Annotated in this window: 15 protein-coding genes; 14 read left to right on the forward strand and 1 reads right to left on the reverse strand. The window is 50.7% G+C overall.

From position 1 onward, the window contains the following. Positions 1 to 18: 18 nt before the first annotated feature. Entirely contained in the window at positions 19 to 2,571 is a 2,553-nt protein-coding gene (gene mrcA / locus OH773_RS01445) for a peptidoglycan glycosyltransferase/peptidoglycan DD-transpeptidase MrcA (protein WP_270142399.1), read from the reverse strand. A gap of 119 nt (positions 2,572 to 2,690) precedes the next feature. Between mrcA and OH773_RS01450 the strand changes: the two genes are divergently transcribed. The 14 genes from OH773_RS01450 to OH773_RS01515 all read left to right on the forward strand — a co-directional run bounded on the left by OH773_RS01450 (position 2,691) and on the right by OH773_RS01515 (position 14,201). Further along, entirely contained in the window at positions 2,691 to 3,515 is an 825-nt protein-coding gene (locus tag OH773_RS01450; RefSeq protein ID WP_270142401.1) for a pilus assembly protein PilM, read from the forward strand. After that, entirely contained in the window at positions 3,512 to 4,066 is a 555-nt protein-coding gene (locus tag OH773_RS01455) for a PilN domain-containing protein (RefSeq protein WP_270142403.1), read from the forward strand. Before OH773_RS01450 ends, OH773_RS01455 begins: the two co-directional genes overlap by 4 nt. Next, a complete protein-coding gene (locus tag OH773_RS01460; RefSeq protein ID WP_270142405.1) occupies positions 4,050 to 4,517 on the forward strand; it encodes a HofO family protein in 468 nt (155 codons plus the stop codon). Before OH773_RS01455 ends, OH773_RS01460 begins: the two co-directional genes overlap by 17 nt. After that, on the forward strand, positions 4,507 to 4,893 hold the full coding sequence (locus tag OH773_RS01465) for a HofP DNA utilization family protein (RefSeq protein WP_270142408.1): 387 nt from the start codon (positions 4,507 to 4,509) through the stop codon (positions 4,891 to 4,893). The genes OH773_RS01460 and OH773_RS01465 overlap by 11 nt, the downstream gene beginning before the upstream one ends. After that, positions 4,832 to 6,079 (forward strand): type IV pilus secretin PilQ, encoded by a 1,248-nt coding sequence (pilQ, locus tag OH773_RS01470; protein ID WP_270142410.1) that lies wholly within the window; start codon positions 4,832 to 4,834, stop codon positions 6,077 to 6,079. Before OH773_RS01465 ends, pilQ begins: the two co-directional genes overlap by 62 nt. A gap of 318 nt (positions 6,080 to 6,397) precedes the next feature. Continuing rightward, positions 6,398 to 6,919 (forward strand): shikimate kinase AroK, encoded by a 522-nt coding sequence (gene aroK, locus OH773_RS01475; protein WP_064542836.1) that lies wholly within the window; start codon positions 6,398 to 6,400, stop codon positions 6,917 to 6,919. A gap of 60 nt (positions 6,920 to 6,979) precedes the next feature. Next, positions 6,980 to 8,068: a 3-dehydroquinate synthase gene (gene aroB / locus OH773_RS01480; protein ID WP_183272312.1), complete on the forward strand. Its 1,089-nt coding sequence runs from the start codon at positions 6,980 to 6,982 to the stop codon at positions 8,066 to 8,068. Positions 8,069 to 8,165: 97 nt separating this feature from the next. After that, a complete protein-coding gene (damX, locus tag OH773_RS01485) occupies positions 8,166 to 9,476 on the forward strand; it encodes a cell division protein DamX (RefSeq protein ID WP_270142415.1) in 1,311 nt (436 codons plus the stop codon). 64 nt (positions 9,477 to 9,540) lie between these two features. Continuing rightward, complete coding sequence (gene dam / locus OH773_RS01490; RefSeq protein WP_183272314.1) at positions 9,541 to 10,359, forward strand: adenine-specific DNA-methyltransferase; 819 nt, start codon at positions 9,541 to 9,543, stop codon at positions 10,357 to 10,359. A gap of 45 nt (positions 10,360 to 10,404) precedes the next feature. Then, positions 10,405 to 11,082: a ribulose-phosphate 3-epimerase gene (gene rpe, locus OH773_RS01495; protein ID WP_183272315.1), complete on the forward strand. Its 678-nt coding sequence runs from the start codon at positions 10,405 to 10,407 to the stop codon at positions 11,080 to 11,082. Further along, complete coding sequence (locus OH773_RS01500) at positions 11,075 to 11,788, forward strand: phosphoglycolate phosphatase (RefSeq protein WP_270142418.1); 714 nt, start codon at positions 11,075 to 11,077, stop codon at positions 11,786 to 11,788. Before rpe ends, OH773_RS01500 begins: the two co-directional genes overlap by 8 nt. Beyond that, entirely contained in the window at positions 11,781 to 12,785 is a 1,005-nt protein-coding gene (gene trpS, locus OH773_RS01505) for a tryptophan--tRNA ligase (RefSeq protein ID WP_270142420.1), read from the forward strand. Before OH773_RS01500 ends, trpS begins: the two co-directional genes overlap by 8 nt. A gap of 131 nt (positions 12,786 to 12,916) precedes the next feature. Further along, complete coding sequence (gene yhfZ, locus OH773_RS01510; RefSeq protein WP_270142422.1) at positions 12,917 to 13,819, forward strand: GntR family transcriptional regulator YhfZ; 903 nt, start codon at positions 12,917 to 12,919, stop codon at positions 13,817 to 13,819. 25 nt (positions 13,820 to 13,844) lie between these two features. Then, positions 13,845 to 14,201: a PRD domain-containing protein gene (locus tag OH773_RS01515; RefSeq protein ID WP_270142424.1), complete on the forward strand. Its 357-nt coding sequence runs from the start codon at positions 13,845 to 13,847 to the stop codon at positions 14,199 to 14,201. Positions 14,202 to 14,248: the final 47 nt, after the last annotated feature.

Below are 14,248 nucleotides of genomic sequence, written 5' to 3' on the forward strand. Positions count from 1 at the left end.
GCGGGCTGTATCAAGTTTTTAGAACAACTCGTGGCTCTCGCCGTTATCAATTATCGTGGTACCCACTTCATGCACTGCCTGCTGCGTCGGTTGGGTGCCTTCAATAAAGTACTCCGGACGACTACTCCCGCCATTCGCCAATTGCCCTGTATAACGGTCAATATTAACGGTGACGATGCCCGGTGGCGGCGTTAACGGTTCTTCTGGTACACCTTCCAGAACGACTTTCATAAAGTCATCCCATGCCGGTTGAGCACTCTTCGCCCCACCTTCGTAACCCGAGATTTGATCTTTGATAGCACCTGATGCGGATGTCCGTCCCAGATCACGACGGTGATCGTCAAAACCAATCCATACGGAGGTCACCACACCCGGCCCGTAACCTGAGAACCATGCATCTTTCGAGCTGTTCGTGGTACCGGTTTTGCCGCCAATATCGTTACGCTTCAGGTCACGACCTGCACGCCAGCCGGTTCCTTGCCAGCCGGGTTCGCCATAAATATTGGAGTTAAGCGCGCTTTTTATCAGGAACGCCAACGGCGTGTTAATGACGTGCGGTGCGTACTCAGGCGGGCTGCTTTGGGCGACCAGTTCGCTATTGGCTTGTTCAAGCTTCGGCATTGGAACGCTGGCGTTCTGCTGTTCCTGAGACTGCGCGACGTCTTCAACATTCTGATTTTCCAGCACGTTAGACTTCGGCGTTTCGCCGTAAATCACAGGAATATCGCAATCAGGGCAGGCGATTTTCGGCTTCGCTTCAAAGATCGTGCCGCCAATTTCATTCTCAATTTTTGAGATGTAATACGGATCAACCAGGAAACCACCGTTGGCCATGACGGAATAACCGCGAGCGACCTGCATCGGCGTGAAAGAGGCAGAGCCCAGTGCCAGAGATTCGGTATGCACAATGTTCTGCGCAGGGAAGCCGAAGCGCTGCAGATACTCTGCTGCGTAGTCAACACCCATAGCTCGCATCGCACGCACCATCACCACGTTTTTCGACTGGCCAAGACCCTGACGCAATCTGATTGGGCCTGCATACTCTGGTGGAGAGTTTTTCGGACGCCAGTCGGAACCGGCACCGGCATCCCAACGAGAAATCGGCACATCGTTCAGCACGCTCGCCAGAGTCAGGCCTTTATCCATTGCCGCGGTGTAAAGGAACGGTTTGATGTTGGAGCCCACCTGACGCAATGCCTGAGTGGCACGGTTGAATTTGCTCTGATTGAAGTCAAAGCCACCAACTAACGCCACAACAGCACCGTTCTGTGGATTGATAGAAACCAGGGCGGAGTTCACGTCCGGGACTTGCCCAAGCCACCAATTCTCATCAACTTTACGAACCCAGATTTGTTGCCCTGCTTGCACCACATCCGTCACTTTACGTGGCGTTGGGCCTTGCGCGGTGTCAGAACGATAAGGGCGCGCCCAACGCATTCCATCCATATTGATAGAAACTGCGCTGCCATCAGCCATCAATGCTGTTGCTTCCGCAGGGGTTGCCTGAGTAATTACAGCAGGGAACAGCGGGCCGTAGACGGGTAGATTCTTTAACGAATCAACAATCTTAGTTTTATCCCACGGAGTTTCACCCACTTTCCACAGCACATTCGATGGGCCACGGTAACCGTGACGCATATCGTAAGCCATGACGTTATTGCGTACGGCTTGTTGAGCGGCTTGCTGAGATTTACGTGTGATGGTGGTGTAAACCTTATAACCATCTTCGTAGGCTTTCTCGCCATAACGCGCCACCATATCCTGGCGCACCAGCTCAGAAAGGTACGGTGCAGAGAATGCGATTTCTGGCGCGTGATAGTTAGCGTCGATTGGCTGGTTGCGCGCTTCGTCGTATTGCGCCTGAGAAATGTAGTTTTCGCTCAACATACGCGATAACACGACATTTCGACGGGAAGTGGCGCGGTCCATTGAGTAAAGTGGGTTGAAAGTTGACGGTGCTTTTGGCAACCCGGCAATCACCGCCATTTCGCTTAGTGTCAGCTGATCAATCGACTTACCAAAATAGACCTGGGCTGCGGCCCCGACACCATAGGCGCGGTAACCGAGATAAATCTTGTTGAGGTATAACTCGAGGATTTCATCTTTGGTCAGCAACTGCTCAATACGAATCGCCAGGAACACTTCTTTTATCTTACGCATCAGAGTGCGTTCAGGGCTCAAGAAGAAGTTACGTGCCAGCTGTTGCGTGATGGTACTTGCACCTTGAGATGCATGGCCAGAAAACAGCGCTACGCTTGCGGCACGGAAGATCCCGACAGGATCTACGCCATGGTGTTCGTAGAAGCGACTGTCTTCGGTCGCAATAAAAGCTTTCACCATCACTGGCGGGATTTGATTGAGCGTTACCGGAATACGGCGCTTCTCACCGTATTGAGCAATGAGCTCACCATCAGCGCTATAAACCTGCATTGGGATCTGGAGCCGCACGTCTTTAAGCGTGGCGACATCAGGCAACTGCGGCTCAATAAATTTGTAGAGCCCGAAGATCGAGCCTGCTCCCAGCAGAATGCAACATACTGCAAGGATTAATAAATACTTTACGAACTTCACCTTAGATTTCCCATTACGTTTCCATTGGGCAGTTTATAAACAACCGCGCGGTAGTATAAAGGCAAGCCAGTGGCATTGGTATGGCATTTTCCTCGCACGGCGATAAGGAGATCGTAATCATGATGTTCGCAACCTGGCAAATAGGCCTGGATATTCAACATACAAGCGTGCGAGCGGTGGCGGTTCAACGCCAACGGCAAGGGTGGCAGCTTCGGCATTGGTGGCAACTTCCCGTGCCTGAAGGAACCTTTCGCGACGGTTTGTTAATGAATACGGAAGCATTCGCTAACGCTTTGCTGGACTGGCGAAAAGAATTGCCGGTGCACCATCAATTGCGTGTCTCTTTTCCAACCCAGCGGACATTGCAACGTCCCATTCCTGCGCCTGACAAACGTCTGGCCGAGTCTGCAAGTGATGCGTATATCGCATCAACAACCGCCCGGCAGCTGCAAATGACACCCGCTCAATTGTGCTGGGATTATTTAGCGTCACAAGATGTTGCTAACCCGTATTTGATAGTAGCTGCGCGTCAGACAGATGTCGCTGCGTTGATAAAAAGTCTGGCACGGGTAAAGCTCTTCCCGGCAACTCTGACTCCTGGCGCGAGTGCATTGCCAGCGCTTACTGCGCCGTGTCATTTGGAGAAATGCGAGTATTTGGTGCATCGCGAAGAGAATCACTGGTTATGGGCTTCAACCGAAACCACGCCACGTTGGGGATGGGCTGATACCCATGTCGTACCCACGATTAGCGATTTGTGTCAGCAACTTAAAACTGAGCCGGGGAAGGTGGCGCTGAGTTTCGCGCAACCCGAGTCACTGCCGGTGGGGGTTTTACCCTTGGATGCGTGGTCCGCACTTTCACGCTTGCAACCGCCGTTGCCGCGTCATGGTGGAGTATTTACGGTTGCGATAGGGCTGGCCATTGGCAGGGTGTCCCGATGAGCGCGCTGATTAATTTATTGCCATGGCGCCAGACGCTGCGCCAGCAGAAGGTGCGCCGTTGGAGTGTTTTGCTTGCTCTGGTTTTAATACTCGTTCCCCTCATAGCTTTTGCCGGGCGGCAGTTATCGGCATGGAAAGTCAGTCAGTACCAGACTCAAAGTGAGTACCTGGCAAATACGCTCCCTGATTTACAGGCCCTTTATCAGCAACGGCTGGGGTTCGAAGAGCAGCAAAGAAAACTTCTGCAGTTGCAGCAAATTCGTGATGTGCAGCAACGGGCTGTTCAGGTTTGGGAGCGGCGATTGGTCCGGCTGGCAGAGGGGTTGCCTGCCGGTTCCTGGCTGTCCTCATTGACCCTGCAAAATGGGCGATTTGAGCTCAAGGGGCATGCTACGGATCTGAATGATATGCACATGCTGGAAAAGGTACTCACGCAGCTTGATGGTGTTACTGCCGTTCAGGCAGGCGAGGTTCAGCATGAAGCACAAGGTGGCTACGGCTTCGGTGCCACACTTGTGCTGTCAGAGGTGGAAAATGCACTGGTTCATTGAGCGCTGGCTAAGTGGGGTGCGTTGGATACGCGTTGTAACGTTTGCCTGCATAACAAGCATGGCGACGCTTGCCTCTGGGCTGTTTCTGATACTGCCGCAGAACTCTCAGATTCAACAGCTGCAAGCGCACTGCGAGCAAATGAGTCAACAGATGGCGCGGTTAAGACACAAAATCCAGCAGTTGGCTGCACTTAAACAACCGGTTTCACCATTGAAGACACCGCTCTTTTCCGTGACGGACTTTGTCAGTCAAGCGGGAGGACAGCTAGTGAAGTGGCAGCCTGACGATAAAGGCGCTGTGCTGAACATGCTGGTTCCATGGGAGAAACTACCGGAATTATTCATACGGCTTGCCGAATATCGTGTTGTGGCAAACCACTCGTTCACCATCACGGCGCAAGGGGAGTTGCTCAGTCTGGTGATGACTATGGAGTTCGCCGATGAACCGTAGCATTGGTGGGTTGGTCTTTTTGGTGATCTCCTCAGCGTGGGCGATACCGCCAAACCCGTTTTTGCCACATATTTCGCCTTGTGAAAGCTTGTCTGCCCAACTTGGGCGTTGGACGTTAAAGGGCGTTATCAATTCAACTGAGACAAGTACGGCTTTGATGCTCGACCCTCAAGGTGTATGGCGACGTATTAAGCCAGATAGCGTGCTCTTTAAAGGCGCGCAGATTGAAAGTGTGGGCGAAGGAGGCGTGGTCGCAAAACTTGACCCTGGCTGCCCATTCTCTTCTTACCGCTGGGAAATAAAAGGAAAAACACATGCAATGGATGAGGGGATTACTTTTGATACTGGTGCTGCCGTTCGCAAGCCAGGCCGATAAAGGTATTTCGCTGGTGCTTGATGGCGCGCCCATAACCCAGGTGTTGCAGGCGCTGGCTGAAGCTCAACGAGTTAACCTGCTGATTGCACCTGGAGTTGAAGGTGTGCTGTCGCTCAACTTAGTAAACGTACCGTGGAAGCAGGCATTTCAATTGGTACTCAACAGCGCTGAGCTTAGCCAGCAACAGGACGGGAATGTTATACAGATTCTGCCTAAGGCCCGCCTCCGGGAGCAGCAAGCATTAGCGATGGAGCAGCGTAAACGACTCACACTCAATCAACCGATGTTGCAGCAAGTATTTGCACCTCATCATGCTGACGTAGAAGAGTTAGCCGCTGCGCTGAAATCGGCGGGAACTAAACTAACAAGCGCCCAAGGCTATGCCACGGTAGATAAACGAACTAACCGGCTGATAGTGCATGACAATAAAGATGTCTTGAAACAGATTTCTGCCTGGGTTGCCGAAATGGATTTACCTATTGGGCAGGTAGAGATTGAAGCCCATATTGTGACCATCAACCAGGATAAGCTGCGTGAGCTGGGTGTGAAATGGTCTGCTGCTGAGCAAACTGGGGAAAGCAAAATCTACCACCCTACGGGAATCTCTGCCGATCTCTCCGTCGCAAGTGCCACCACAAAAGTCGGTTTCAATATTGCCCGCATTGATGGTCGGCTGTTAGAGCTGGAGCTATCCGCTCTGGAACAGCAGCAACAACTGGAGATTATTGCGAGTCCTCGTCTGATGGCGGCACATCAGCAGCCCGCCAGTATTAAACAAGGTACTGAAATTCCTTATCAGGTATCTAGCGGTGAGAGCGGGGCGACCTCAATCGAATTTAAAGAGGCGGTTTTGGGGATGGAAGTCACGCCAACTATTCAGCCGCATGGCAACATTCGTTTAAAACTGCGTATTAGCCAAAATATGCCAGGTCGAAGTATTCAGCAGACTGATGGTGAAGTATTGGCAATAGACAAACAGGAGATAGAAACGGTGGTAGTGGTGAAAAACGGTGAAACCCTGGCTCTTGGCGGGATTTTCCAGCAGCACAATAAAGACAGTAGTGATAGTGTCCCTCTGCTGGGCGCTATCCCACTAGTGGGGAGTCTGTTTCGCCATGATGCTAAAGACCACCAACGCCGAGAGTTAGTGGTCTTTATTACACCGCGACTTATCTCTGTTCCATAGTGTTTTTGTTCGCCATTGTGGAGTTTTTCTTTGAAACGACGCCCAGGTGTTTGACGGCAGAGAGGAATTAGCTTACAAGGTGTACCGTTTCGAGAGGCTGGTTGCTCAAGACTGTGACAGATAACCCTGATTTATGTATTTTCTTCTTCATGAGAACGCTGGGGAATATAATCGGTTGCCAAACTACCTTGAGTATTGAGATAATTTTCAGTCTGACTCTCGCACTATCGCTTATGAGGTTTCAGTTCATGTCCCGCTGCACCTGGTTGTAACAGGGCGGGTTTATCATCAACGAATTGTCTTAGTAGTACCGAAAAAATGGCAGAGAAACGCAATATCTTTCTGGTTGGGCCTATGGGTGCCGGCAAAAGCACTATTGGGCGTCAGTTAGCTCAGCAACTCAATATGGAATTTTTCGATTCTGATCAAGAGATTGAGAAACGTACCGGAGCTGATGTGGGCTGGGTATTCGACGTTGAAGGCGAAGACGGCTTCCGCGATCGCGAAGAAAAAATCATCAACGAACTCACTGAAAAACAGGGCATCGTGCTGGCAACTGGCGGCGGTTCTGTGAAGTCTCGTGAGACCCGTAACCGTCTCTCCGCCCGTGGAGTTGTGGTGTATCTTGAAACCACAATCGAAAAACAGCTTGCTCGTACACAGCGTGATAAAAAGCGCCCACTGCTGCAAGTTGAAACTCCACCGCGTGAAGTTCTTGAAGCATTAGCTCAAGAACGCAATCCTCTTTATGAAGAGATTGCTGATGTGACGATTCGCACCGACGACCAAAGTGCCAAAGTGGTTGCTAACCAGATTATTCATATGTTGGAAAGCAACTGATTCTGGCTTAATCGAAAAAAACGCCTGCGGGCTAAGCAACATCAAGGTGGACTTCGCGTTATGGAGAGGTTAACAGTCACTCTCGGGGAACGTAGTTACCCTATCACCATTGCTGCTGGGTTATTTAGTGACTCGGCATCTTTTGGGCCGTTGAAAGCTGGCGACCAAACGATGCTGGTGACCAATGAAACCCTGGCGCCGCTCTACCTGGATAAGGTGCGTGGCGTGCTTGAGCAAGCGGGCGTTAAAGTCGATTCCGTCATCCTTCCGGATGGCGAACAATTTAAAAGCCTCGCAGTATTAGACACTGTCTTTACCGCGTTGCTTGAAAAGCCACACGGTCGTGACACGACACTCATCGCCCTTGGTGGCGGTGTCGTCGGTGACCTGACTGGCTTTGCTGCTGCGAGCTATCAACGTGGCGTGCGTTTTATTCAAGTTCCGACCACATTGCTTTCGCAAGTGGACTCTTCTGTTGGCGGAAAAACAGCCGTTAACCATCCTCTCGGTAAAAACATGATTGGTGCGTTCTACCAGCCGGCTTCGGTTGTGGTGGATCTCGACTGTCTGAATACTTTACCGGCGCGAGAGTTAGCATCTGGCCTGGCAGAAGTGATTAAGTACGGAATTATTCTCGACGGTGAATTCTTTGATTGGCTTGAAGAAAACCTGGACGCATTGCTTGCACTTGATGGCAAAGCTTTGGCCTGGTGTATTCGTCGTTGTTGTGAGCTGAAAGCAGAAGTTGTTGCCGCTGACGAGCGCGAAAGCGGCTTACGTGCTTTACTGAATTTGGGTCACACCTTTGGTCACGCTATAGAAGCTGAAATGGGCTATGGCAACTGGCTGCATGGTGAAGCTGTTGCTGCAGGTATGGTAATGGCGGCGCGCACGGCACAGCGTCTTGGTAACTTCAGTGAAGCCGATGTTCAGCGAATCATCAAGCTGCTGCAACGTGCTGGACTGCCAGTTACTGGGCCGAAAGAAATGTCAGCAGACGCGTATATGCCCCACATGATGCGTGACAAGAAAGTGTTGGCTGGTGATTTGCGTTTAGTGCTACCACTGGCTATCGGGAAGAGTGAAGTTCGTGGCGGAGTGCCACACGATGTCGTTTTGTCCGCCATTGCTGACTGTCAGCAGGCTTAATTATTAGAAATTTCGGTCGCTGCAGTCAGGCGATTTTTAACTTCGGGTGATGTGCTGAGTACGAATCGCTGGCATAAGCCTTTTAGTGGGGTGTTAAATGGATGAGTTTAAACCGGAAGATGAGCTGAAACCCGATCCCAGCGATCGTCGTTCAGGTCGTACCCGTAGAGCTGATGAGCGTGAGAGTGAGCCACAAATCAATGTCGATGATGTTGAATTAGATGCCGACGAGCCTCGTCCAGCGCGTTCCCGCCGTACTCGTGATGAAGAAGAGTATGAAAGCGAAGATGATCTTCAAGTTGATGCAGAAGAACGTCGTCCGGCGCGTGCTCGTAAAAAATCCGCTAAACAGAAAGTTCCGGTATCTCGCCAGCATCTAATGATGGGCATTGGTGTTCTAGTGCTGCTGCTATTAATCATTGGAATTGGTTCGGCGCTGAAAGCCCCTTCGACGACTGAAACTGCAGATCAGACACCTGGTGCTGAGAAAAACATCGATTTGTCTGGTGCTGCGGGCAACACCGCTGACCAGGCTAATGGTTCGACAACTGCGGCCAATCAGACAGAAAATGCCGCGAACCCACAAGAAGTGACTCTTCCTGCAATTTCTTCAACCCCTACTGATGCGCAAACTCAGCCTGTACCGCAGGGCCAGCAGCGTGTTGAAGTTCCGGGTGATCTGAATAATGCACTGACTCAACAATCGGGTCAGATTGATAATGTCGTGAGCAATTCAACGTTGCCAACGGCGCCGGCTACAGTTGCGGCGGTTGCGGGTAGCAATAGCTCAACTACCGCTCCACGCCCGATCGCGAAATCTGAACCAGCGAAGCAAGCGGCGCCACGTCAAGAACGTAAAACTGCTGTGATTGAGCCGCAACACAAAGCTCAACCGGCTAAGCAACAGCCGGTCGCGAAAAGCACGGTAGTCGCTGAGCCAAAACCTGTGGTGATTGCGAAACGTAGCGAAGCAGTGACGGCTCCAGCACCAACGGCGACCGCGGCAGCTAAAGCACCGGTTACCGCAGTTGCTCCAAAAGCCACGGCCACTGAGACAGCAACGTCTTCAGCACCGAAAGCCACGACCGCAGCCCCTGTGACTGCGGCCACTGGCGCAGTAGCGGGTGATGCTGGTGCAATCAAAGGTGCTCCTGGTAGCCATTACACTTTACAGCTCAGCTCATCTTCTAACTCAGCAAACTTGAATGCCTGGGCGAAGAAAGAGAATCTGCAACATTATATGGTCTACCAGACAGTACGAAATGGTCAGCCATGGTATGTGTTGGTTAGCGGTATCTACGCCAGCAAAGATGAGGCGAAACGTGCTGTTGCAACATTGCCAGCAGATGTGCAGGCCAAGAACCCATGGGCAAAACCTATCCATCAGGTTCAGTCTGATCTGAAGTGATGAACAAGCGCAGCCGCTGTTGGAACCTTTCCACAGCTGGAAAAGGTGTAAATAGTTAGGCAGCATGAAAAAAAATCGCGCTTTTCTGAAATGGGCAGGGGGTAAATACCCCCTGCTCGAAGACATTAAAAAGTATCTGCCGAAAGGTGATTGTTTGATTGAGCCGTTTGTCGGTGCCGGCTCAGTCTTTCTGAATACTGATTACTCCCGTTATATCCTCGCAGATATTAATAGCGATCTGATTAACCTATACAACATCGTTAAAACCCGCACGGATGAGTACGTTGAGGAGTCCCGAAAACTCTTTACCGCTGCACAAAACGACGAACAAGCGTTCTATCTCAATCGAACTGAATTTAATCTGTGCAAAGATGAGTTCCGTCGTGCTTTGCTGTTTTTATATCTGAACCGCCATTGTTACAACGGCCTTTGTCGTTATAACCTACGGGGTGAATTCAATGTCCCGTTCGGCCGCTACATCAAACCCTACTTCCCGGAAGAAGAGTTGTATCATTTTGCCGAACGAGCACAAAACGCGACATTCCTGTGCCAGTCGTATGACGTCAGCATGGCGAATGTAACCGCGGGTTCTGTTGTCTATTGCGACCCGCCGTACGCGCCATTGTCTGCTACTGCTAACTTTACGGCGTATCACACTGATAGCTTTAATATGGTGCAGCAGCAACATCTGGCGCAGTTAGCGGAAAATTTGCAGGGAAATCACATCCCGGTTCTGATTTCTAACCATGATACAGAGCTCACCCGGTTGTGGTATCAGCAAGCCAAACTGCACGTGGTACAAGTGCGACGCAGTATTAGCCGGAATGGCGGAAAACGTAACAAGGTGGACGAACTGCTGGCGCTGTATAAAGTCGGTGCCTAAGCTGTTTCGCCCGCAGACGTTAATGATTTGCTACTGGAGAAGCGGATGAAACAGTTTTTGATTGCCCCATCAATCCTCTCAGCCGATTTTGCCCGCCTGGGTGAAGACACGGCTGCTGTGCTGGCTGCTGGTGCGGATGTCGTCCATTTTGATGTTATGGATAACCATTACGTTCCGAATCTCACCATCGGCCCGATGGTATTAAAAGCCCTGCGAGATTATGGGATTACCGCCCCTATTGATGTGCATCTGATGGTGAAACCCGTTGACCGTATTATTCCGGATTTCGCCGCCGCGGGTGCCAATATCATCACCTTCCATCCTGAAGCGTCCGAACATGTTGACCGTTCCCTGCAACTGATTAAAGAACACGGCTGCAAAGCGGGGCTGGTGCTAAATCCTGCAACGCCGCTGAGTTGTCTTGATCATGTGATGGATAAGCTGGATGTGATTTTGCTGATGTCTGTAAACCCTGGTTTCGGCGGGCAATCTTTCATTCCTCATACGCTGGAAAAATTGCGTCAGGTGCGCGAGCGCATTGAGGCTTCCGGTTATGACATCCGTCTGGAAGTTGACGGTGGCGTGAAAGCTGACAACATCGCTGAAATTGCCGCAGCAGGCGCTGATATGTTTGTTGCCGGTTCTGCGATTTTTAATCAGCCAGATTACAAAGCCGTCATTGACCGTATGCGAAGTGAGTTGGCAAAGGTAAGTCATGGATAAGTTAAATAAAATTCGCGGTATCGCCTTTGATTTAGACGGTACGCTGGTTGACACCGCATTGGGTCTGACCCAAGCAATGGACCAGGCGCTGTATGCGCTGGAGTTGCCAACGGCAGGTGAAGACAAAGTTGAAAAGTGGATCGGCAATGGCGCAGACGTGCTGGTTATGCGTGCGCTGACCTGGGCGTTAAAAGGCGAAGAGCCAGAAACTGACAAATGCCGCATCGCGCGTAAATTGTTTGATACCTTCTATGCGCAAACAGCGGAAGAAGGCAGCTTCCTGTTCCCGGAAGTGGCCAATACGCTGGCAATCATTGCTGAAAAAGGTCTGCCGATGGGCCTGGTCACCAACAAGCCAACGCCGTTTGTGTTGCCAATGCTGGAAAGATTGGGTATCGCGCATTACTTCAAAATCATTATTGGTGGCGACGATGTGGAAAACAAAAAACCGCATCCTGAAGCGCTGCACAAGGTGATGGAACAGTTGAATCTGAGTGCCGAAGAGTTGCTGTTTGTTGGCGATTCCCGCAATGACATTCTCGCCGCACAGGCTGCCGGATGTTGTTCCGTCGGTCTGACCTACGGTTACAACTACGGTGAATCCATCGAGTTGAGTAAACCAGACTACGTGTTTGACCATTTTAACGATTTATTGCCCGCATTAGGGCTCTCTAACAAAGAACATCAGGAATCAGAACATGAGTAAGCCCATTGTCTTTAGTGGCGCACAGCCATCAGGTGAATTGACCATTGGTAACTACATGGGTGCGCTGCGTCAGTGGGTCCATATGCAAGACGATTACGAGTGCATTTACTGCATCGTCGATCAGCATGCGATTACTGCGCGTCAGGATGCAGCACAACTGCGTAAACGGACGCTCGACACGCTGGCACTGTATCTGGCTTGTGGTATTGACCCAGCAAAAAGCACCATCTTCGTACAATCCCACGTGCCGGAACATGCACAGTTGGGTTGGGTGCTGAACTGCTATACCTATTTCGGCGAGCTGAGCCGTATGACTCAGTTTAAAGACAAGTCTTCCCGTTATTCGGAAAACATTAACGCGGGTCTGTTTGATTATCCGGTGCTGATGGCCGCGGATATTCTGCTGTACCAAACCAATCTGGTCCCGGTCGGCGAAGATCAGAAACAACACCTGGAACTGAGCCGCGACATCGCTGCACGTTTCAATGCGCTATATGGTGATGTGTTCAAAGTGCCTGAACCGTTTATCCCGAAATCTGGCGCGCGTGTGATGTCTCTGCTTGAGCCGACCAAGAAAATGTCTAAATCAGATGATAACCGTAACAACGTTATCGGCCTGCTGGAAGACCCGAAAGCGGTAGTGAAGAAAATCAAACGTGCGGTTACTGACTCTGATGAGCCGCCTGTTGTTCGTTACGACACTGCTAACAAAGCCGGTGTATCCAATATGTTGGATATTCTGGCGGGCGTCACAGGGAAATCTATCCCAGAGCTTGAGCAGCAGTTTGAAGGCAAAATGTATGGTCATCTGAAAGGTGAAGTTGCTGATGCTGTTTCCGGCATGCTGACTGAGTTGCAGGAACGTTTTCACCGTTTCCGTAACGATGAAGCTTACTTGCAGCAAGTGATGAAAGACGGTTCCGAGAAAGCGCGCGCACATGCGAGCGCCACCTTGAAAAAAGTCTATGAGGTGATTGGGTTTGTAGCCCACCCGTAGTTGTCTAATGAACCCGCCGCCCTGGCGGGTTTTTCTTTTGTGTGATCCCATTCTCTTTTTGCATCTTCCCCATTTGCCATTTATATTCAATTTAATGAAGATATAACCATTCAATAAAATGAAGATTAAATATGAGCCGTAGCTTTATCAAAAAAGAGGGTGTTGCACAGGCCAGCCTGGCGCGTTATTTACTGGGCGAAAAAAGGGGCAGTCGCCTGAAAACCATCGATGAACTGGCGACTGAATGCCGGTTCTCCGTGGGCCTGATTCAGGCAGCCTTAAAAACTCTTGAGAAAGCAGGTGCGGTAAAAGTTGAGCGGCGCGGGCGCAACGGAAGTTATCTGGTGAGTATGGATAACAAAATGTTGTTGGCTTTTGCGGATATTGGCAACGTCGTGTGTGCCATGCCGCTGCCCTACACCCGTCTATATGAAGGTTTAGCCAGTGGGTTAAAAGCTCAGTTTGATGGGATTCCATTTTACTACGCGCATATGCGTGGCTCGGATGTTCGCGTGGAATGCCTGTTGAATGGTGTTTACGATCTGGCGGTAGTTTCGCGGCTCGCGGCGCAGAGTTATCTGGATAATACAGATGTGTGTATTGCGCTGGAGCTGGGTCCGCATACTTACGTGGGTGAACATAAACTCATATGCCGTGTGGATACACAACAAATTAAGCGCGTAGGGCTAGACCCGCGATCGGCCGACCAGCGAATTATGACGGAGATTTATTTTTCTGGTCAGCCGGTTGAGATCCTCGATGTGCCGTATCACGAGTGTATTAACCGTGTCGCAAAAGGTGAAATTGACGCCGTTATCTGGAACGTGGGCGGCGAGGATTCGCTTGAATTGCTCGGTCTGGAAGCGCTGCCTTTGCAGGGTGATGCCCGTTTTGTGCAAGCCTCAGAAGCGGTAGTGCTGACGCGTGCCGATGATGTGCCAATCCAGCAACTTTTGCGCACGGTCGTGAACAAAAATGAGCTGCTTGCTCATCAGCAAAGAGTTCTGCTGGGTGAACAAGAGCCAAGTTATTGAGTATTTCACCAAGGGGTAATGCGGGATGGAAGAGCGGTTAAATCTGTTATGCGATGCAGGCCTTATCGACAGGGATATCTGCGACGGCATGTTAGGTGTTGTTATCCAACTGGAAACGGAGTGGGCCATTCCGCTGCGAAACGAACAGGGGGAAATGGCGATCACTCATATGGCGAATGCATTGATGCGCAGCCGTCGGGGTGAAGAAATCGGCCCGCTTGATGACGAGTTACTGGAGGAGATCGTCAGCTCGCAGGTTTATACGCAGCTGCTGCAGATTCATCGCGCCATGCTGGCTCCATTTGATGTCACGCTTCATCCCAATGAAGAAGGTTATCTGCTCGCCAATCTTTTTAGCCTGTGGATGGCGAGCAAAGAATAATTATTGTCAGCAAACTGCTTTATCTTAAATATTCAAAAAAATGATTA

Origin of the sequence: Buttiauxella sp. WJP83, from assembly GCF_027594725.1 — a bacterium.
GTDB classification, from domain to species: domain Bacteria; phylum Pseudomonadota; class Gammaproteobacteria; order Enterobacterales; family Enterobacteriaceae; genus Buttiauxella; species Buttiauxella selenatireducens.